The following is a 20829-nucleotide window of genomic DNA, read 5'->3' as shown; positions in this document are numbered from 1 at the left end:
GATTTTATGCTAATTGATCCCATAGATTTCCCTGAGTTTAGCTGTTTCATCCAGCGAAGCGGAACGTTGTATGCTTACTCCGATGTTGGTAGCGTTGAATTTTTTTAATGCAGAATAATTGGCATCCATTTCATCAGCAGCTTTTGCTATGATCTCCAGTCTTTTTGCATCGCTCATCTGGGTCTTGAAGGAATTGATCACCAAGAATATCTGGTCGAGGTTCTTGATGCTCTCATCCAGTATTCCCGAATAGACTTTTTGCATGTAATCAAGTTCTTCGGGATTGAAATGTTTGTCCTTTTGGAACAGTCCCCATGCCCATTTGTATTCGTCAACGATATCTATCTGTTTTTCGGTCAGATCCTTGATCCGCTTGTAATAGGTAATGGCGGACTTGATTCGCCAAAGCTCATCGTAATATTTGCTGTACTGCTCCTTCTGCTTTTCTGTCCAGTCGGCAATCTCGGTCAGTTTTAGCTTTGACAATTGATTTTCCAGTACCTTTTGCGCATTCTGTAACCAGATCGTTTCGTTCTGTAGGCGCTGAACTTTAAGGTCAACCGCCTTGATTACTTTTTTTACCCCTGCCTTGATCACTTCCAGAACGGCAATCTGTGCATTTGCCCCTTGGGGCAATCCAACAAACAGCGTCATGGCGCTCAGCGGCAGGATAACCATATATTTTTTCATACGATTTCCTCCTGGCCTCAACTTGAACGAGAGACCCAATATTTTTAATAATGATTTCATAATTGATTAATTGACTTTTTGATACGACCTGCTGCCGATCTTTAGCACATTCGAATCGGGATAGAACGTGAGTGTTTTTCCCCTACGGCTTTCTGTCAGTACGCCAGTTTCCTCATCATAAACAGGGTTCCATTTTTCGGTCTCATATTCCCGTTTGCCCTTTTTGCCATCCCTGATGAGGTTAAAGCCGGTCTTTCGGTTGAGCTCAAACCTATTTCCTTCCACTGCTTCAATGACAAGGGTGTCGCTGGCGACACTGTATTTACCAGCGGCATTATTTACATATATGCCGGGCAAGAACGATCGGTTATTTTTGGGATTGCAGGCAAATAGGATGGCAAATGATAGCACCATTAAAATGATCTTGATTTTCATAACATTTCATTTAGGGTTTAACGATTTTGGTTTTTAGTGTTGAGATCAGAGACCAGCATGGCAATGCCCTTCTGCACACTTCCATATTTTTTGGCGTATTGCTGTACGAGCATCTTTTCGCTTTCTTCGGTGGTATAGGCATAATATTCTGCTGGGGAAACCTCGGTTCGGTAAACCTTGCTGTACTGGCCACCAAGGGAAATAAAGACCTCCTTGTACTTGCGCTTGGGGTCATTGGCCTTGTTCATCGAGAGTACCTGCGCCTTTTCCTTATCGGTCAGTCCCAAAAGTTCCTGTATCTGATCGAACTTGTTCTGGTATTTGCTCTGGTCTAAAAGGATCTTGCAGTCCGAATTATTGATGATGGCCTGCTTTACGATCGGAGAGGAAATTATGTCTTCCACTTCTTGGGTAACCACGATTGCTTCTCCAAAAAACTTTCTTACCGTCTTAAAAACGTACTTGATGTAGTCCGCCATTCCATCCTTTGAAATCGCCTTCCAGCATTCTTCAATCAGCAATACCTTGCGGATTCCCTTTAGCTTTCTCATCTTGGAGATGAACATTTCCATCAGGATCAGCGTTACCACCGGAAACAGGATTGCATGATCCTTGATCGCATCCAGCTCGAATACAATAAACCTTTCGTGGAGCAGATCGAGGCTTTCGGTAGCGTTCAACAGGTAATCAAATTCACCGCCCTTGTAGTATGGATTGAGTACATAAAGAAAGTTTCCGACATCAAAATCTTTTTCCTTCACCTTTCCATTTTCCAGCACCTGCATGTATTCGGACATCAGAAACTCATAGAAGGAATTGAAGCAGGGGAACAAATCGGTATTATGTCCCAGATGTTCATAATACAGGGTGAGCGCATTGGAAAGCGCCACATATTCAGACCTTCGGAACGGTTCATCATCCTTTTTCCAAAGCGCAAGCAGTAACGTTTTGATGCTCTCCTTTTTTTCGGTATCCAGTACATCGCCATCAGTAAGGTAGAATGGATTGAACTTTATAGGGTCGTTTTCGGAATAGGTAAAATAATATCCGCCAACCAGATCGCAAAGTCCCTTGTAACTGTGGCCAACATCTACCAAAACCACATGCGCTCCCTGTTCATAATAGCTCCGTACCATGTGGTTGGTGAAAAAGGACTTGCCCGAACCCGAGGGGCCAAGTATAAACTTGTTCCGATTGGTGGTAATGCCCTGTTTCATCGGCTCATCCGAAATATCCACATGGACAGGCCTTCCAGAAAGCCGATCTCCCATGCGCATTCCAAAGCCACTGATACTTGATCGGTAGTTGGATTCTAGGTTAAAGAAGCATGCAGATTGTTCCACGAACGTATCAAAGGTATCGTTCATGGGAAAATCGGCCTCGTTGCCCGGAAGTCCGGCAAACCAAATCTGCGCCTGTCCATCGGTTTCCCGTTTGGCCACCGCATCCATCTGCGCCATTGCCGAACCCACCAGATTTTTTAGGTCTTTCAATTTGGATGCCTCATCCGACCAGGCCAGTACGTTAAAATGCGCTTTAACCGGAATTCGCTGGGAGGCAATTGCCTCGTTCAGAAAATCATTGGTCGCATCACGGGAAATGGCATTCTCCCTGGAGTAGCCCGATAATGATTGTAGGCGAAGTTTTTTTGCTTCCAGTCTTTTGATCGTTTTCTGCGCATCTTCGATAAAGATGTACTGGTTAAAAATGTGGTTACAGTTGAGCAGGCTTCCCAGCGGACTTGCAAAGCCTATAGAAAACTTTGTCCGATCGGTACTATACCTGTCGTAATTGATCCTGCTGCCACATAGCGAAGGCATATCCTCCGCATCGGAAAGGGTGTATAGTTCAACCTGCTTGTCGCCGATACTGATGCCCTCCTTGATCTGGATATCACTGATCATCGGCATCTGTCCTGCTCCCAAAAGAAAAACATAGCGTTCGATGATACCTGCAGTGTTCCCCGTTCCCGCAAGTTCATCATCGGTCAACCGCTTAAGCGAAACGAAACCGCTATCGGAAAGTATCCGCTCAAACTGGCCTGCGCTGTCGAGAAAATCATTTAAAAGTAGCGGGCTTATTGTTTGTGGGGGAACAATCGATTTTCGAAGGATGCCAGAGTATGCAGAAGATGAAGGTTTTCTTCCCAATGGTTTCTTGGTCAGAAAGATGTAGCACTTGTGGTCTAAACAGGCTCGCTGGTTAAAAAAGCGTTCACTGCTTGCAGATAGGAAACTGTTGTTTTCTTTGCTGAAATCCGCTTTATAGGCACCCTCAGTAAACCAGTCCTGTTTGTGGAACACGCTGAACTGTGGCAGGATCTTGATCGCCTTTACCCAAGCCTGGTGATAGGTCTCATAGTCCCGATCAGAAAGGGTAAAGATTTCTGGCAGTGTAACTTCATAAGCGAGGGTAATATCTCCTTGGGTGGAAAGTATGCAGTTGTGCTCTACCTTATAGATTGGCAGTATATTCTTAGCTTCTACCATAATCTGAATTTTTTAGTGATGTAAATATTCGTCTGGAACGGAACTTCAGGCTTCTGGGCAAACCTTTTCTGGCGAGGTACTTCATCAGCCCGAATTCTCCAAATCTGTGGCTCAACCTGAAAGTGACCACAAAGAGCAGGGTTCCAAGTGTAAGGATGAGTGGCAATACGATGAATAAACTCACCCCAGAAATGTAGAGCACTGCAAAAGCAATGAGCAAAAGCACTAGGCCTACCGCCAGATAGGCGATGTACTGCGCTTTCAGGCCCTTAAATACAATCGGCTTTGACACGCCCTTATTGATCTGATAAATACTGGCCATGACTAGATCCCAAAAAATGACTTAAGGACGGTTGCCACTACCACCAAAAAGATACAGCTACCGAACCAGGCAGCAGCCACCTTGTTGGTATCAGGCTCTCCGGCGTTCCATTTATTAAAAACTTTTACGGCTCCTATGATGCCGACAACTGCACCGATGGCATACATCAGGTCACATCCGGTATCAAAATAACTCTTGACCTTATTGGTGGCCTCGGCTATACCCGCATTCCCATCTTGGGCAAACAGATCGCTGCCAATGAGCATATTTACCGCACAGATGATGATTCCCAGAATCAGGAACTTGGCAAAATTTTGTTGCTTGGGATTATTGAACTCGATTTTCATGTTGAAATGGTTAAGATTAAAAATTAGCTTATTGAGAATGTTTTGCCCTAGTCCCAAATATCTTCCAGCTCTTGGGCACTGAGGTGAAAGGGGGCATGTTCGGAAATGAAACCATTGATTTTTCCGATGTTTGGATTGAAGACCAGCTTTGGAAACTTCTCCCTTACTTCTGCCATCATTTCCAAAAAATCCCTTTTGTTGCCATCGTTCTGCGAAAGTTTTGCAAAAACAGCTTTAAGTTCCTGGAGTACATCGGGCACCAGACCCACCTGTTCCATTTTGCTGTCTTCTGAAATACCGCCCGAAAACCCAAAGGCATCGCTGGTGGTAAGGCTCATCCCTTCTGGAAGCTTAGAAGCACCCATCAGCTCGGGCTCTTCTTCGATATTGACATCCAACTGGTCAACGCCCTTTTCCCATCGGTGGGGTAGACGGTTATCGGAACCATCAATTTTCTTTCTGGTGATCAGCCCAAAAAATTCTTCCCGATAAAAGAGCAGGATAACGGCGAGGTACCAGATCAGGGTAAGTACCAATGTGGCAACCAAAAAATGTTGCCATGTAAATTGTTGTAGCATAAAAATTTCTTTTTTCCTGCCGCTGAATTACGCCAGGATTCTGAAAGCAAATTTTCAAAGACGACAGGTTTTTTATTGATCCATGTTGGTATATCCCTAGCTATTTTTTTACTTGTCATTGCTTTTCAGTCAATTGCTATTTTCTGCCATTTTTATCGGGCGTGTATTCATCTTCCTTGTCCAGTTTTTGGATGACCATTTCGATCATTTCATCAAGGTATCGGGTTCGGCTGATGGAAGTCCTTCGCCTGATCTCGCTCAGCCGTTTGGAGGGAATGCCGATGCTGACCTGAAATCTATCTTCCAACCATCTGAAGATTGCACCTATACTAGCAGTTCCATTATTTACCTGTCCGGTTCTGTGGATACCAAAGGCTAGCTCGGCCAAGTTGATACTTTCACCAGTCCAGCGTATGCCATCGCTGTCCGAACCGGGCTGATAACTGGCCAATGGATTTTTCTTCAGGTGGTTGATCCGCTCACTCAGCCATTCCCGCAGCATTTCAAAGGCCTTGATCTTTGAAAACAGGTAATCGCTATTGGTAGAAAAGCTGGCATCCAGTTCTGGAACATTGGGTACCAGCGGACTTCCGTTATCTGCTCCCCTGATAAAATAGAGGTTGTCAAGCTCGCTCGCATCCCGTTTGTAATACTGGTACTGAAAATTGTATTCCCTAAAAAAGCGTTGTACATAGATGAGCTCATTTTCAAAATGCAATCGCTGTGCATCCGCATCGGCGAACGGAATATTCTCCTCTATGGTATAGAGTTCATTGAAGTAGATCTGCCACTGGTAGAAATCTGGTTTGATGTACTTAAAAAACCTGATCTCCTCCTCTGGGGATGCAAAAGGATGGTCGTCGATATAGCTTTTTAGTTTTTTAAGGGCCTGCCTGATCGGTTTCATGGCAGTTGTTAACCGTTTGATGGGACTAAGCGCCTGAAAGGAAATCTCTTCCAGTTCGGGTTCCAATTGCTTTAGCAATCTGCTACTCAATTCTTGGATCATAACATCTGGGATTAAATGATACCTGCCATAACCAGTTGACTGATAGAACTTCCACTGGGCAGGTGATGGTCAAAAGACGCAATTCCCTGCACGGGGAAAAAGTGGATGTATAAAACATGTACACCGTTTTATCAACCTTATGCTTATATTTGCCCAATATAAAATATTATATAGCGATAGCTATTTGACTTGTCTTAGAAACCCGCGAAATTTCAAAAGAGTACAAGAGAAAAATAGGCTGTTCGCCTGCGCTGTAGCGCGGGTGCGGCTTATCTTGTACTCGGGCTCTTCGCGGGGCCTCTAAGACAGGTGTAGTTCGTGTCCCGCGCTATATCGTTTTATAGAATTCTGCATTTCGGGATGGCAGATTAAAACCAATCTTATGAAGCAATCAGTACAGGCAGATATTCTGGATAAGCCAATTGCCAAAAGCCCACTAAGTACCGAGTTCAAAACAATCACGGAAATACTCGGCTTTCATTCCTTTTCAGACCTGTTACAACATCGAACGGTTAACCTGTTGACCTTGCCGGGATTTACCCAGCAACTGATCTATGAGTATGTAGAGTATTTGGAGGTGAACCAGATGGGGCACCTGATCGATCCATAAAAAAGGCCGGACAGATTAATCTGCCCAGCCCCAACTATTACTAAACTAAAAACTATGCTATCCCATAAAACTGCGAAGGTCTTCCAGCACCGCCGCCACCATCGGTTCCAGTGGCTTGATTGCAGAAACATCCTTGGTGTACATTTTTGATTTTACGCTCGGCGCCGAAAGTACATCCTGCCCCTTGGTAGAAAAATTACAGGCAATCTTTTCGGAAAAAACATCAAGATTGGGCTCGTCATAAAAGCCGTGCGCATAGAGCGTTTTTTCAAAAAGTGCCAGTTGCATCGCCGTCAGCCTTGTTTTCAGCTTTAACGGATTTAGCTGAATTTCCTTCGGACGATCTGCCAGCCCCTTGATGGTCGCATCGATCCATTTTGCCAAGGCCTCGTCTACTGGTTTTCTATCCTGGTCAAATACCATTTTGGTGTACAGGTTGACCTGAAATAGTCTCGTTCTTTCAGTTTTTAAGATTGATTTTGCTTCGGCACCAGCAAGGCCATCTATTTTGGCAACAAACGCTTTGGTACAGTAGTTTTCAAACCGAACGTGGTTGAAACCCAGACCTATCAGCAAATGCATCAACTGGTAGTTGTCCTGTGGAAGTTCTTCACCAAGTTCTTCGAATACCTTTTCGAACTTTTTAAGGTATTTATAGTTGTGCCAGCGCATTTTTCCATCATGGGTAAATTGCTCAAATGGCAGACCCGTTATGAGTAAAAGCTGTTCATCTATTCCAATTTTCTGGAGCCAGTTTTTCAGAAACTGCCATTTATCTTGATAGGCCAAGGACTGTTGCTTGCAGAACAATTTCGGAAGACTCATAGTATCTGGCAATAGTGGTTCCACTTGCGAAGTCAAATGATCCATCAGGTTAAGTATCGCCTGCGCCACTTCATTGCCTTCACTATTCGGATCAAAATGGCTGTCGCATATTTCGCCCATCCGGTAGAGGTTGACTTGCAGGAAATTGCTGATCTGCGTTTCATTGGAAAGTTCCAGCAGCTGTTTCAACAACACTCTTTCTAAGCGTTTAAGTTCTTTTTCCAATTCGCTAAAAGCAGTAGGGTCGGTCGCGTCTTTAAGCAAGCTTTCCGATAGTTTTTCGAGCTGTTCAAATTCGTAAGTCATCTTTTCGGTAGATTGTAATTTATCGTTAACGTTGTTCTCGGCATATTGCCAAGACCACTCTATTATTTTTTCTATGGCTACCAGTACATTCCCTCTGTCTTTTTCACTATTTAGGTCGATGCCACAGATCACACCATTGATCGCTTTGTGTTGAAGCACCATGAAATAACTTCCTCCCAAAAGCAAAGCGATTATTGCCTTAAAGTTTACCCCGCTTTCCCTGAAGTACGGCGTTGCCATTTTTAACAGTTTGTCACCCTCCAGTTCACGTTCGTCAGAAATGCTTCTCATGAGTGCGCTTGCTTCTGAAATCTGCCAATGAATAATCTTCTGCATTTCCTCATTAGCTGAGAATACCTTGAAGTTCTCCTGCATCAAGCCAACAAAAAGCGCTTCAATCTCTTTCGCATCTGGATTATCCGAAAAACGAAACCGCTCAAAAAATGGCTTCCAGTAATCTTTATCCTGTATATAGGTTTTCAGCAGTCCATTTAAACTGCCAAAATGGTAACGGATCAAGTTTTTATCCTTCCCGAGTAACCTAGCAATATTGTTCGTTCTGATGGCACTAAAGCCCTGCTGGGTCAAAATCGTCCCAATTGCATCCAAAAATTTTCTTTTTGTTGCATCAGCATCCCTGATCTTATTTAGCCGTCTCTTTGTCAAAACCCGATTATTGCTATTTATTCAAATGTGTTTTCTTAATTACCCATTCCCAGGCATTCAGCACCTTGTCCAATTGTGTATGTGTATGGGTTGCCATTACGCTCATCCTTACCCTTGCATCTTTCCTTGAAACGGCTGGATAATTGATCTGGTTGGCATATATTCCCGCTTCAAGCAGCATCCCACATATTTTTGCATTCAGGCTGATGTCGCCGATCTTTACCGGGATGATCGCTGACTGCGTTATTCCCGTATCCAGACCAAGGGATTCCAGCCCTGTTTTCAAGTAGTCGATATTGTCCCAAAGCTTGTGCATCCATATCGGTTCTTCATCTACCAGTTCAATTGCCCTCGAAATACAGGCGGAAGCGGGAGAAAGGGTAGCCGAAAAAATATGTTGCCTTGCCTGAAACTTTAAGAAACCAACCAGTTCTGGGCTAGCCACCAAGTAACCGCCAAGATGGGCGAAGGTCTTACTGAACGTTCCCGTAATAATGTCCACCTCCTTATATAAATTATGTAGTTCGATAACACCTCTACCCGTATCGCCAATTACCCCAGTTCCATGTGCATCATCCACCATTAAATAGGCACCATATTTTTTGGTCAACTGAACGATCTTATCCAATGGAGCCAAATCCCCATCCTGGGAATATACACCGTCGATAATTACCATTCGGGTTCTATATTTATCTTTCGAATTCTGTAGTATGCGTTCCAACGCTTCAAGGTTATTATGCAGAAATGTTTTCACATTGGTATTCAGGCAACCTTCATACACACTTGCGTGAACGGCCATATCCAGTATCGCCAAGTCTTCTTTTTTGAGCAGAGCCTGTAATGACGCACTGTTGGCAGTATAGCCTGTACTGAAAACGATCGCACTATCCCTTTTGAAAAACTTTGCAATCTTATCTTCAATTTCCTGATGAAAGATATAGTGGCCTCCAATCGCGGGAGATGCTCCAGCGCCAGAACCGTATTTTTCAATTGCGGCAATGGCTGATGCTTTTACCTTTGGATGCTGTGTAAACCCGAGGTAATCGTTCGACACCAAACTCACAAAATTGCGGTGCGGATTACTGGGCAAATTGAGTTCGATCTCTGGCCCACAACCTGAAAGATTTTCCTGCCGATAATTGAACTGCCCGTTCTTGCTACGGTCAATTACATACTGGTTCCATAATTTCGCCCATCCATAGGGATCCATTCCTTCAATGTTCTCGAAGTCTTTAAAACTTGCTTTTTCAAAATCAATTGTTTTCATGCTTATCTGTTTTTTAAGCAAGTTCGTTGTGGTTTATACCCTATGTGGGGAATTAGGGGCGATATTCTAAAAATATTGGTGAGGGTTTTTTACCTTTCGCCTCAAAAAGTACAGCCGAGAACAAAGATTGTGCTCGTGAAAAATGGAAATTCCGAACCGCTCATACCAAGAAATATTTTTAAACTGTAGAAGCCGTCCGCAACCTCGACACCAGCTTTTCCAGGTTTTTCCAATTCATATTTCATAGTTGTATAAATAAGTCGCATATAATCTCACCATAGGCACATTAATCATTATCGTTTCAATCTAAAAAGACGCTGATAGTTTCCAATCAGTGCCCACATTTATTATGAACTAAAACTAACTCAAAACATAAAAAAGGCCTATCGCTCCATCAACAGGCACTTTTTAATCTATTAACTAACTGTTTCTCATACTATTAAAATGAAAAAACTAAAGAACGACGGAGTATTTAAGAGGTGTGCATTTATTCTGCAAATAATATCAATATGTTTTTTACTTAGGCACGTTACTGAAACTTGTAAACCAACGCACCAGTGCCTTCCAGCGCACCAGAATCGTTGGTTGAAACTATTAACGTGCTTTTTTCATTACATGATCAATTTCATTAGTAACTTAACAGAAGATTAATACAAGGTTTTAATTTTGAAATTCCTCCTGCTCTTTCAGAAACGCTCTAATATTAACTGACCTATAAAGAACAAAGAGACTTTAAAAACTTTTTCGTCAACTTTCCGATCATCAAACATCCCATCTACGAGTGTGATATGTATAAATACTCGTCATAACAATCGTAAGGTGATCAAGCATACTACTTTACATCACGTAAGGTTCCCGTTATGGTTTGACCGTAGCTTCTTACTGGAATAAGGGCTTTAAGGCATAGTATATGGTTTCATTTTCTTAATTTTAGCATAAGAATTTGGATAAATAATCAATGATGTTCTAATCGGCTATTCGCTTTTCTGTTAATGTGAGAAAGGATACCTTTCTTTTTTCACGGGATAGTGTTATGCCCTGCTTTCGAAGGCTTTCTGTAAGTGCTGCAATATCCATCAAATTAGCCGGAAGAGTTAGAATAATGTTATCCGTTAACTTAGTTTCATTTATGAAGGGTATCTTGTAAAACTCTTGAAGTTCGCGACGTAAATAATCCACAGGCAGGTTGTTCAGGAATTTCGGCGCATTGTTAACTTCATCAATGTTAGTTTCAGCCTTTAATTCCGCAGGAGCTATCGCTATTCGTTTGGGGTTATTCAACCTTAGCACATAACTAAGCGTATCTCTATACTCACTATCAATTTTAAGATGGAAATACCGGCTAAGATCTGCACGCATGATGCTTAATGCCGAAACTTTATCACATGGCGGAAACGAGCATTCATAAGTAAATTGCTTTTTACAAATGTCTTCGTCGCTATTCTTATCATCGGGAAATAACTCAAAATTCTTAGCCCGGTACAAAATGCGGCTTTTTTCAAATTCGCCATAAGAGGGATTAGCTATTATGTACAGTGATGCCAGTGTTTGGTTTATTGCATAGACGCGGGTAATCAAACCCTCTTTTCCCTTTTGAAATCCAAAGTAACCATTTAGTCCTCTAACTTGCCCCGTCATCATTGTTCTGTAGATGGATGCCGGAGTTTCACCCCCGTTACCGTCAACAAACAGCGGCTTTGCCTTATCAAAGATGTTGTCGTTTTTAACAAACATTGAAAATGTTGTATCATTTAACAGGTGATCTATACTTGCGTGATTAATGCTTTCTGCATCTGTGATGGCGACGACTTTATTATTCTTGATAATTGCGTAATGCGGCAAACTATGATGTGGGAACAACTTGTTTAAAGCGGTATCCATAACTACGCAGGGGAAACTGTACTGGCTTTTTCTTTTATTTAAGAATGCGGTTACGCCAACTTCTGTATCTCTGGTATCTTTACTGTTGACCAGTAAAATCTCAACTTTGCCGATTTCGGATTGCTGCAACGCATACATTTTGGGAAAATGTGTTATACATGATGCACACCAGGTTGCCCAGAAGTCAAGAATGAGTAGCTTGTTTTTAAAATCGAATAGCCTTATAGTAGCCGCCGGATAATTAATAATGTTACCTATGGTGATGTCAGGTATGGTATCGCCAATTTTTAACTCTTGAGGTTTTGCTGGAATCCGTTGTGCAAAAGTGTGATTCACAAGTATTAGCGTTAAAATTATAGCTGAAAGTATCTTATTCATAATTTTATAAGTATTAATAGCCCGTATTTTGGGTTAGATTTGGATTGGCGTTTAATTCAGACACCGATATTGGATATAAAACCGAGGTGCTTTTAAAATTCACCTTCAACGGGCCAAGTACCTGAGTAGCCCTGTTTGTTCGCTTTAAATCGAACCATCGGTTTCCCCATTCACAAAAAAGTTCTGCCTGCCTTTCCTTTTCAATCGCGGATAATAGGGCTGGCTTGTCAACGGCGGTTGTACCAGCTAAACCAGCTCGTTTTCTGATCACATTCAAATCACTTATCGCACCATTTAGATTGCCGATATTTGCGTTGGCTTCTGCACGGATCAAAAATATTTCGCCAAGGCGAAATACGACAGAATATTCCGTTATACTTCCAGTTGTTTTGCCAATTTTGTATTTGTAAGGATACGGATATATTTGCCCTACTACATTATTGGCCTTTATCCAAGTGGACTTTCGCAGATCACCCACTTCAAAAGAGTTATAAAGGCTATTTGCGATTACATATTTAGGTTTTGCCGTACTGGTGGTCGGTACGAAATATAATCCTTCAAAAGTTGCCTGTTGTGGTAATACAGGCAAAAGGTTCCATATAGTTTCGCTGCTTGAAGATAAAAAGACGCTATTCAAGTTACTGACCATTGCGAACTTTCCAGACGTGATTATTTTATCTGCCTCAGCCGCCGCCGCCGCATATTGACCGGAATATAAATACACTTTCGCAAGCAAAGCAGTTGCTGAATAATAGTTCGCTCGTTCTTTCAGGCTTGAATTTACCGGAAGGTTAGCTTGAGCATATTTTAGGTCGGCTATTATCTGCGCATAAACCAAATCTGTTGTAGATCGTGCAATTAATCTTGATACGTTATAATCAGTTGTGGTAACAAGCGGTACGGCACCATACAAATTGACCAAATTAAAATAGAAGAACGCACGCAAAAACTTTGCATCTCCAATCATTGCGCTTTTATTCAAATCAGATATTTTAACCGAAGTCGATATGCCGTCAATACAAGCGTTTGTTTCATAAATATACTTATAGGCATATATGTATAAAGATTGCAACTTATCATTATCTGGAAGTAATTGATTGTTATAGAACTGTGCTGCCGAAGCATCATTCGCAGACAAATAAAGTTCATCGGCGGACAAGCCCGGATACAGCGATAATGCACCTGAACAAAAGCCGAAAGACCCTACTTGCATCATATTGGCATAGATTCCAAGAATAGCGGCATTTGCATCTGTGCTATCCGCAAAAACAGCTGCGGATGTAAGTTGGTTTCGTGGGCCGTCTGTCTGAACAAATTTTTTGCACGAAGATTGAATAAACATCGCTAACAAAACGATGCTTAAATAAACAGGATATGTTTTTTTCATAACGATATTTTTAGAGGTTAAGATTAAGGCCGAAGCTGATGGTTTTTAATGGCGGTATCCCATAAAAATTTTGTGTTTCAGGGTCGTTTCCTTTATAGTTAGTGATTGTTAATAAATTTTGGCCGGTTGCAAATAGTCTCAAGCTGCGAACGTTTATTTTACCCAGAAATCTTGTAGGAATAGTGTAAGAAAGTGTAGCCGTTTTCAATCTTATGTAAGAAGCATCACTATATATTCCGCTTGATTGTACGAAGTTGTTTGCGGCATCGTACTCCTGTCCATACTGAGATGAAAAGCGTTGAAACTGGGTTTGTTGTCCGGGTGATTGCCATCTTTGTAATAAGGTTACCGGTAGGTTTTGCTCAAGACCTGGTAAAAGAGAATAAACTTGTGAGAGATAGTTTATGCCAAGCTGTTTTTTAAACTCAACGAAGACATCTAATTGAAGCCCTTTATAACTAAAGGAATTTTGAAAGCCTCCATAGAATTTTGGATCTGTATTACCAATAATGATGTAGTCGTTCATTTTACCTTGAGAAGCATACGTAGGTGTGGAGGTCAGTTGCCCGTTGGCAGCAACAAATTGGAAAAGACCCGTGGCTTGGTCAACACCTGCATAATTATATCCCGTAACCGTATTAACAGATTTGCTGACGAAGTACGTTGTCGAATAGCTTGAATTTTCAATCCCTGGAAAGGATAAAAGCTTATTTTGAGGAATGGTTAAATTAAATGAACTGTTCCAAGAAAACCGACCATTTTTGAGAATGGTAGACTGAATTGAAAATTCCCAGCCCGTATTCTGCACAACAGCGTTCCAATTTTCATATACTGTTTGAAAGCCTGTTTGCGCCGGTAGTTGATAGGTAATCAATTGGTCACCTGATCTGTTACGATACCATGTGGCATTGAATAGCACCCGATCCTGATTAAAACCAAGTTCCAGTCCAAACTCCAGCTTTTTTGTATTAGCCCAGCTTAGCCGCGGATTATACAGATTCTGCGGCAAATAGCCTAAGTTCCCGCCATAAGTGTATTTCGCAGGAGCGTACCTGGATACATATTGGTAGTCTGCAATTGCATCACTCCCGGTTATCCCATAGCTTCCCCGAAGCTTTCCAAAACTCAATAAAGGGAAGTTATTTTTAATCAGCGATTCCTCACTAAAAAGCCAGCCAGCACCCACTGAACCGAAATTACCGAACTGTTTTGACGGGCCAAACCTGCTCGAACCATCTCTTCTGCCATTAATATTGAAGAGATATTTGTTATCAAAACGATAGTTTATCCTGCCGAAAATTGCCGAGTATTTGTATTCACTAAAAGCATCAGAGGCAGATGTAGTGGTTGCGCCGGATATGGAACCTAATAACGCATCGTTGATATATCCATAACCGTCCATTTCCGTTTTTGACGAAGCATTCCGCTGGAAGGTGCTACCGACTAAAATACTGTAGTTATTTTTTTTGTAGCTACTCTTGTACTCAATTTGCGGCTCTGCTATCCATGTTGACAGATTATTATTACCAAATTGTGCCAATGATGACGGGTTAAATGCAGGATTTTGCGAAGCTTGTGGGGTGTTGGAATATTCTTTACTATCGAATGTGTTATATCCGAGGCTTGTTCTTAGTGTCAAACCTTTAACAACCTGATAGGTCAATAAAACATTGCTGTTCAGGTTCAGATTGGTGATGTTATACATCCTTTTCAAATAAGCGAAAGGATTGCTTCCAGCATATGAGCCATCCAGTGAGACCCCTTTGTAATCCCAGATAAGGTTTCCTTGAGCATCTATTAAGGCCGGATAATTTGGTTCAAGCGTGTAGGCGGCGAGTATATTGGGTGCTCCTGAAGAATTATTTTTGTCATAAGAGTAAGTTGCTGTAAAGTCTATAGAAAACTTCTTATTCAATGAAGCGTGATGTATGTTAGTGGCAAAGTTTGCCCTGTTATCTGAAAAATCGCCTGGGAAAATATAAGTATCACGATTGAAACTACCACCAATCCTAAACTGGGTATTTTCGTTACCACCCGAAACCGACGCAGCCACATTAAGGTTATGAGCCGTATTTCCCAAAAATACCTTTTTCCAATCCGTGTACCTCGTTGTGTCAAATATGGTGAGATCGGGAGCATAAGCGGCGTCATACAATGTGGCATTAGGAGTTAACCCATCATTAGCAAACGCCTCTTTCCTTGCACTCAGGTATTGCTGGGTATTCATCATCGGCATTGTTTTGCCGATAAAACTTACGCCATCGCGTACATTTAAAGAGAAGTCTGTCTTGCCTGCTTTTCCCTTTTTCGTTGTGATCAAAATTACTCCGTTTCCTCCTCTCGAACCGTAGATGGCCGTCGCATCTGCATCCCTCAAAACTTCTATACTTTCTATATCGCCGGGGTTAATGCTGTTAAATGGGCTTAGTCCTCCATAGGCGTTATTATACAAATTACCGATACCTGGCGAAGCGAGGGAGGAGAACTGATTGATATTACCGTTTTGTGGCGCAAAGGGAACCCCGTCTATTATAAAGAGGGGGTTATCTTTAGGTCTGATAAACGATGTGCTGGGCTTCAACGTATTTTGCCCTCTGATCTGTACATTAAAAGATGCACCCGGTATACCGCTTGTAGAAGAAATGGTTAAGCCCGGCACTCTTCCTTGAAGTGCTTCCAGTGGGTTGCTGATCGCCTGCTTCCCTATTTCCTCAGCAGTAATCTTTGTTACACTGCCTACGTTGAAACGTTGGGTTGTAGTCCCGTAGGCAATTACTTGTACTTCATCTAATTTCGACGTATTTATGTTCAGTGTAATTCGTGACAAATCCGAACTGGCTTTAACTTCTTTAGTTAGGTATCCAATAAAGGAAATCTGTAGTGTTGCATCATTTTTGACATTTGACATGGAGAACTCGCCATTATTGTTGGTGGTCGTACTTGTACGACCACCCTTAATTAGGACAGTGGCTCCGATTAATGGAGAACCATTTTCGTCAAGGATTTTTCCATGAATGTCAATGGCTTTAAAACGATCAATAACTTTATTCAAAAAGGAAGGCACCTTCTCCTTCAACACTACCGCTTTATCGTCTACTTCATAAACAAAAGGTTGCTGATCAAAGCATTTTTCTAAAGCTTCTGTTAAAGTCGCATCTTTAATATTAATGGTGACAGGCTTTGCGGATTTGATCAATTCTAGATCATAAAAAAAATCATAGCCAGTCTGCGCTCTTATTTCGTCCATCACCTGGATCAAAGGCGCGTTTTTCTTGTTCAACGTGACCTTTTGTGCAAAAGATGTCGCGCTAACCTGCGTAATTGAGAAGATGAGCAAAAGCGTGGTTAACTTCATAATCATCAGTATTTTAGGGACGCAGCGCGGAGGCTGCATCAATTTCTTAAAGTAAAAATTGTACATTTGTTTAGCTTGTCTGGTGCAGTTTGCCGTTTCATTTCGAGTGGTTCTGGCATTCTGCGGTCAATAAATAGTTTAATTTTGCAATTAGGCTACCAAAGCTATCGCCGTTCCGGTTCCCGCCGGGACGGTTTTTTTTGGATCACCTTTAAGTAGAATTATTCCCGCACCGTAATCCTCCTTCCTTCGATCTTAAAGTGTACTTTCCCCGTTCGTTCCATAATTTTTAAAAGGTCTTTAATATCCCTTGACCTGGACAACTTACCCCCAAAAGCAAGATTCGCCTTGGCATCCATTTCATAGATCACTTCGACATTGTACCAACGGCTAACCTTTGCCATGATACTTTGAATGCTCTCGTTAAATTTGAAATATCCCTTCTTCCAGGCCATTACGTCCTCCAAATCAACATCACTCGTAACAATGATATTTGTTGCGCTGACCTGTGCCTGTTCTCCCGGTTTTAATAATTTGTTCTGTCCGTGATCAGAGATTTTTACCGACCCTTCCAATAAAGTTGTCTTGATTACTTTTTCATCGGCATAGGCCATCACGTCGAAATGTGTTCCCAAGACCTCAACCGTCTGTCCCAAACTGCTCACCTTAAAAGGCATCGCCCTATTATGTGCAATTTCAAAATACGCCTCGCCCTGCATTTTGACCAATCTTTCATTTCCTACAAATCTTGTAGGGTAGGTAATGCTGGACAGGGCATTCAGAAATACGACAGAGCCGTCCGGTAGTCTCACTTCCCATTGACCTCCTGCCGGAGCTTCGATAGTGTTGTATTCAATCTTACCAATATCAGCAGTCGTAGCAGAAGCATCATAGACCAATTGTCCATTTGCTGTTTTAGATATTTTTACACCGGACTGTGCAGCAACCTGCCCCAATTTGGCATCTGACAAGCTTATTTTCGTGCCATTCGCCAAAGTTAGTATGGCCTTGTTGCCGCCAGGAATAATACTAGCTACTTGTCCCTGTTCAACAGATGCAGTATTATTGCCGAAGTAAAGCAGACCAGCAGCAATAATGCATACTGCTACTGAAGCCGCAGCAACATAAGGAATAAAACGTTTGAAAATCGGCCTGCGATCTGGTGCAGGAAGATTTTTATAGATTGATGCCTTAATCGAATCATAGTCCAGTCTTTCGATAATTGCAGGCTCTTCTTTGAATACTTTGTTATCAAGACTTTCAAACAATATCTTTTCTTCCGGTGTGCATGTACCGTTCAAATATTTATTCAAAAGTTCCTGGGCTTCCTTTTTAGTCATTTTTATAAACAGTATTTTATTGCTGTCTATAGTAATGACAAATGAAACCCTGCGAGGTAAACATCAAAAGATAAAAAAAGTGAAATAATTTATCCGAAGAAAATCAGCAGGATAGAAAGGAAAGGTTTAAGTTTGATTCTTAGTTCGTTCAATGCACGGTTCAATGTGGTTTTTGAACTGTCTTCCGTAATGCCCAATTCTTCAGCAATGTTTTTATGAGATAAGCCTTGCTCTTTGTTTTTGATATAAACAGCCTGCATTCTTGGCGGCAGGTTGCGTACCTCCTGTTCTAAAAGTGCAGAAAATTCACGGAAACTCACTTCTTGATCAGTTGTGTTTAAACCCTCCACAAAGGCAAACGCCAATTTTTCTGTGTACGCTTCAACGCGTTTGTCTTTGGCGAGGATGTTTAAAGTCTGATTCCTGACACTGGTAAACAGATAGGATTTTAAAGCGGTATCAATATATAGCTGATCTGCCCGGTTCCAAACCTGCGTAAAGAGATCTTGGATAATGTCAGCTGCCTGATCTTCATCCCTTAATCTTTTCAGGGCATAAATAAACATGGGTTGCCAATATCTATCATAGATTTCAGTAAATGCAGCATGATCCCTCCGCTTTAAAAAAGCGGTCAGTTCTTCATCTGAATATTTGCTGTAGTCTAGCATTGCCGTAAGATATCCCCTGTAATTTACTAAAAATCAACGCCAATATTAAAAAAATATTTCCTTAATAATTCCCCACTATTAAATTTTTAGCCAAAAAGAAAGCGGAAATAGTTTTTAATGACCATTCCCGCTTATCTAAATTAACGCTCTCGTATATAAATACGCCATATAATTGAATTTATTGCACAGCGTTAAATTTTCTTGATATATTTCTCCTCTTATCTTTAGATTTTGAGATAAAGACTCAGGTTACATCACAATTCCCTGCTGTTCTATTGGCTCATCTCCACCTTTTTCATCTTCTTTTTTAACTTCTTCCTGATTTTTTGGATTTTTAGCTTCGATTTTCTTCAATTCCTCTTTTACCAACCGATCGATGTCGGCCTTAATGGAAATGTAGTTCTCCATAATATCCGCTTGACTGATTTTATTGATTGCTGGAATGGGTTTATAACCAGCCTCTTCTTCCGCAATGGCATCATGGTCGTTCTGTATCTCCGAATGGAACATTTTCAGGCTGATCTTCTCATCTGGATTATCTGCCACAATGCCAACAAACTCACCAGATGACAGGGCAGCAATCTTTGAAGCAGGAATGGCCGAATCCATTTGGGTAGACCTGGAAATGGAAACATCGCTACTTGAGATGCTCTTGCTTTCCTTATCCTGGACGATCTTTCCAAAACCCTCACTGAGTTTTTTGGCGGTATCGCCAGTAACCTGCCCGCTGATAATATTGCCAACGATACCAGTAATCACATCCGCCTGTTCTGCACCATAGTCCTTTTTCAGTTGTTCGGTAGATTGTACCGCAATGGTGGTTGAAACCTTATTGCTCCTTGCCGTTGCAATCAGACTATCCATATTATTGAAAAATATCGTTGGGAATTCATCAAAGATCAGGCTGCTCTTTAACTGGCCTTTTCGGTTCACCAGTTTGATTACCCTTGAAATATACAATGATAATACCGCACCATACACCTGCAATTTCTGCGGATTGTTGCCCACACAGATAATCTTGGGTTCTTCGGGATTGTTCAGGTCAAGGGTAAAATCGTTTCCGCTTAGCACATAATAAAGCTGTGGAGATGACAACCTTGCTAGTCCAATCTTTGCCGATGCAATCTGTCCCTCTAGTTGGGGCATTGCTTTTCTCTGTAATGCCGAAATAAAGGGATTAATCAGGGGCCTGATTTCCTCTTCCTCTTTTAGCACGGCAAACAAAGGGTCATAATCATACTGGATCAGCTCAATCAAATGTGGCAGTGTACAATATTTCCCATTTTGATATCTCCTTAAATACCAGATTACCGCTGTAACAAAGTTAACTGCACTCTCCACAAAAAAATCGCCCTGTTTTTTGATCCAGTCCCTGTTCAGTCCCAACATAATCGTCCGAGAAGCTTCTGCCGCATCGGTAATATCTTCCATTCCCTCTGGTGAAAGCGGATTGCACCTGTGCTTTGGATTTTCCAGATCAATGGTATAGAATTTTGGTACTACCTTATAGTTCTTGTGGTATTTTATCAGTTTATTGTAGGCGATCTTGGAAAGGTCATCAAACTTGAAATCATAAATGAACATCGAAAAGCCTTTTTTGATATGTTGGTCGATGATGTGCCTGATCACAAAATAGGTCTTTCCTGCGCCAGGTGTTCCGGCAACCAGAATCCCCCGAAATGGATTGATAATGTTTATCCAACTATCCCTTACCTTATTTTTAAGCCTATATTTCGCAGGGAGATTGATGGAATATTCATTTTCTAGTAGTCGCTCTTCTTGGGGGAAAGTTTCATTCTCCGAATTGAAAACATCCTTGCTAAGTCCGTTTTTGATGAGCCTGCTCAACAAGCCTCCACCATTCAGGATCAGCATATAGCCTGTTATGGTAATCCCGATATACAAAATCGCAATCACTTTCGGTGTTGCATAAAGGTAAAAACAGAGTGCACTGATAAAATAGAGCAACAGTCCGGTCAATAGGTAGGCAATAATCGAGTTCTTCTGTATCTTTTCATCCTTCTTACCCTTGACCGCCACTAGGGAAACAACCAGTAAAAGCAGTGCGGAAAGCTTTGGAATGAGCAGTCCCTTAAAAAGCCCGGTTCTTGAAATATTGCCGATCAATCGGTCTGTTATCTCGGCTGTCCATCCCCATTGCTGAAAAGCAACGTAACAGCAAAGGTAAAAATGGATGGCCAAAATGAAAATGCTGATCAGCCTTGTAAAGTCGATGATCTTTCTTAGACCTTGAATGTCTTCTCCTGTATTCATAA

16 protein-coding genes are annotated in these 20829 nt (G+C 41.7%); 1 reads left to right on the top strand and 15 read right to left on the bottom strand.

The genetic code is table 11. The annotated features are described in order from the left end of the window. Positions 1 to 9: 9 nt before the first annotated feature. From H7U22_RS20590 to H7U22_RS20560, 7 genes are all read right to left on the bottom strand, one after another. Positions 10 to 750 carry a conjugal transfer protein TraI gene (locus H7U22_RS20590; RefSeq protein ID WP_248284819.1) on the bottom strand — a complete coding sequence of 247 codons (741 nt, stop codon included), beginning with the start codon at positions 748 to 750 and terminating at the stop codon, positions 10 to 12. Positions 751 to 756: 6 nt separating this feature from the next. Then, the gene (locus H7U22_RS20585) at positions 757 to 1125 is read right to left on the bottom strand and encodes a hypothetical protein (protein WP_187073230.1); all 369 of its coding nucleotides are present in this window, start codon (positions 1123 to 1125) and stop codon (positions 757 to 759) included. A 17-nt stretch (positions 1126 to 1142) separates the two neighbouring features. Further along, on the bottom strand, positions 1143 to 3614 hold the full coding sequence (locus H7U22_RS20580; protein WP_187073229.1) for a TraG family conjugative transposon ATPase: 2472 nt from the start codon (positions 3612 to 3614) through the stop codon (positions 1143 to 1145). Continuing rightward, positions 3601 to 3936, bottom strand: coding sequence for a DUF4133 domain-containing protein (locus H7U22_RS20575; protein ID WP_187073228.1), 336 nt, complete (start codon positions 3934 to 3936; stop codon positions 3601 to 3603). The genes H7U22_RS20580 and H7U22_RS20575 overlap by 14 nt, the downstream gene beginning before the upstream one ends. A 2-nt stretch (positions 3937 to 3938) precedes the next feature. Continuing rightward, entirely contained in the window at positions 3939 to 4283 is a 345-nt protein-coding gene (locus tag H7U22_RS20570) for a DUF4134 domain-containing protein (protein ID WP_187073227.1), read from the bottom strand. Positions 4284 to 4330: 47 nt separating this feature from the next. Further along, positions 4331 to 4861, bottom strand: coding sequence for a hypothetical protein (locus H7U22_RS20565; RefSeq protein WP_187073226.1), 531 nt, complete (start codon positions 4859 to 4861; stop codon positions 4331 to 4333). Between the two features lie 136 nt (positions 4862 to 4997). Next, the gene (locus tag H7U22_RS20560; RefSeq protein ID WP_187073225.1) at positions 4998 to 5870 is read right to left on the bottom strand and encodes an RteC domain-containing protein; all 873 of its coding nucleotides are present in this window, start codon (positions 5868 to 5870) and stop codon (positions 4998 to 5000) included. A 382-nt stretch (positions 5871 to 6252) separates the two neighbouring features. Here H7U22_RS20560 and H7U22_RS20555 point away from each other — a divergent pair, with 382 nt between their 5' ends. Continuing rightward, a complete protein-coding gene (locus H7U22_RS20555) occupies positions 6253 to 6480 on the top strand; it encodes a hypothetical protein (protein WP_187073224.1) in 228 nt (75 codons plus the stop codon). Positions 6481 to 6537: 57 nt separating this feature from the next. Here the strand turns inward: H7U22_RS20555 and H7U22_RS20550 are convergent, their stop codons facing one another. The 8 genes from H7U22_RS20550 to mobC form a co-directional block, all read right to left on the bottom strand. Further along, on the bottom strand, positions 6538 to 8277 hold the full coding sequence (locus H7U22_RS20550; protein WP_187073223.1) for a TetR/AcrR family transcriptional regulator: 1740 nt from the start codon (positions 8275 to 8277) through the stop codon (positions 6538 to 6540). A 13-nt stretch (positions 8278 to 8290) separates the two neighbouring features. After that, positions 8291 to 9544, bottom strand: coding sequence for an aminotransferase class I/II-fold pyridoxal phosphate-dependent enzyme (locus tag H7U22_RS20545; RefSeq protein WP_187073222.1), 1254 nt, complete (start codon positions 9542 to 9544; stop codon positions 8291 to 8293). 966 nt (positions 9545 to 10510) lie between these two features. After that, a complete protein-coding gene (locus H7U22_RS20540) occupies positions 10511 to 11803 on the bottom strand; it encodes a TlpA family protein disulfide reductase (protein ID WP_187073221.1) in 1293 nt (430 codons plus the stop codon). Between the two features lie 13 nt (positions 11804 to 11816). Beyond that, positions 11817 to 13190: a RagB/SusD family nutrient uptake outer membrane protein gene (locus H7U22_RS20535; protein ID WP_187073220.1), complete on the bottom strand. Its 1374-nt coding sequence runs from the start codon at positions 13188 to 13190 to the stop codon at positions 11817 to 11819. A gap of 10 nt (positions 13191 to 13200) precedes the next feature. Beyond that, complete coding sequence (locus H7U22_RS20530) at positions 13201 to 16545, bottom strand: SusC/RagA family TonB-linked outer membrane protein (RefSeq protein WP_187073219.1); 3345 nt, start codon at positions 16543 to 16545, stop codon at positions 13201 to 13203. A 221-nt stretch (positions 16546 to 16766) separates the two neighbouring features. Continuing rightward, positions 16767 to 17885 (bottom strand): FecR family protein, encoded by a 1119-nt coding sequence (locus tag H7U22_RS20525; protein WP_187073218.1) that lies wholly within the window; start codon positions 17883 to 17885, stop codon positions 16767 to 16769. Positions 17886 to 17974: 89 nt separating this feature from the next. Continuing rightward, the gene (locus H7U22_RS20520; RefSeq protein ID WP_187073217.1) at positions 17975 to 18553 is read right to left on the bottom strand and encodes an RNA polymerase sigma factor; all 579 of its coding nucleotides are present in this window, start codon (positions 18551 to 18553) and stop codon (positions 17975 to 17977) included. Positions 18554 to 18802: 249 nt separating this feature from the next. Next, positions 18803 to 20827 (bottom strand): conjugal transfer protein MobC, encoded by a 2025-nt coding sequence (gene mobC / locus H7U22_RS20515; RefSeq protein ID WP_187073216.1) that lies wholly within the window; start codon positions 20825 to 20827, stop codon positions 18803 to 18805. Between the last annotated feature and the right edge of the window lie 2 nt (positions 20828 to 20829).

Source organism: Pedobacter fastidiosus (assembly GCF_014306625.1).
In the GTDB taxonomy this organism is placed as follows: Bacteria; Bacteroidota; Bacteroidia; order Sphingobacteriales; family Sphingobacteriaceae; genus Pedobacter; species Pedobacter fastidiosus.
The sequence above is the reverse complement of the archived record's forward strand: the minus strand, read 5'-3'. Positions and strand labels throughout refer to the sequence as shown.

Excerpts from the sequence above, each read along its gene's own strand:
- H7U22_RS20590 (WP_248284819.1), bottom strand. The coding sequence starts at position 750 with ATGAAATCATTATTAAAAATATTGGGTCTCTCGTTCAAGTTGAGGCCA.
- H7U22_RS20585 (WP_187073230.1), bottom strand. The coding sequence starts at position 1,125 with ATGAAAATCAAGATCATTTTAATGGTGCTATCATTTGCCATCCTATTT.
- H7U22_RS20580 (WP_187073229.1), bottom strand. The coding sequence starts at position 3,614 with ATGGTAGAAGCTAAGAATATACTGCCAATCTATAAGGTAGAGCACAAC.
- H7U22_RS20575 (WP_187073228.1), bottom strand. The coding sequence starts at position 3,936 with ATGGCCAGTATTTATCAGATCAATAAGGGCGTGTCAAAGCCGATTGTA.
- H7U22_RS20570 (WP_187073227.1), bottom strand. The coding sequence starts at position 4,283 with ATGAAAATCGAGTTCAATAATCCCAAGCAACAAAATTTTGCCAAGTTC.
- H7U22_RS20565 (WP_187073226.1), bottom strand. The coding sequence starts at position 4,861 with ATGCTACAACAATTTACATGGCAACATTTTTTGGTTGCCACATTGGTA.
- H7U22_RS20560 (WP_187073225.1), bottom strand. The coding sequence starts at position 5,870 with ATGATCCAAGAATTGAGTAGCAGATTGCTAAAGCAATTGGAACCCGAA.
- H7U22_RS20555 (WP_187073224.1), top strand. The coding sequence starts at position 6,253 with ATGAAGCAATCAGTACAGGCAGATATTCTGGATAAGCCAATTGCCAAA.
- H7U22_RS20545 (WP_187073222.1), bottom strand. The coding sequence starts at position 9,544 with ATGAAAACAATTGATTTTGAAAAAGCAAGTTTTAAAGACTTCGAGAAC.
- H7U22_RS20540 (WP_187073221.1), bottom strand. The coding sequence starts at position 11,803 with ATGAATAAGATACTTTCAGCTATAATTTTAACGCTAATACTTGTGAAT.
- H7U22_RS20535 (WP_187073220.1), bottom strand. The coding sequence starts at position 13,190 with ATGAAAAAAACATATCCTGTTTATTTAAGCATCGTTTTGTTAGCGATG.
- H7U22_RS20530 (WP_187073219.1), bottom strand. The coding sequence starts at position 16,545 with ATGAAGTTAACCACGCTTTTGCTCATCTTCTCAATTACGCAGGTTAGC.
- H7U22_RS20525 (WP_187073218.1), bottom strand. The coding sequence starts at position 17,885 with ATGACTAAAAAGGAAGCCCAGGAACTTTTGAATAAATATTTGAACGGT.
- H7U22_RS20520 (WP_187073217.1), bottom strand. The coding sequence starts at position 18,553 with ATGCTAGACTACAGCAAATATTCAGATGAAGAACTGACCGCTTTTTTA.
- mobC (WP_187073216.1), bottom strand. The coding sequence starts at position 20,827 with ATGAATACAGGAGAAGACATTCAAGGTCTAAGAAAGATCATCGACTTT.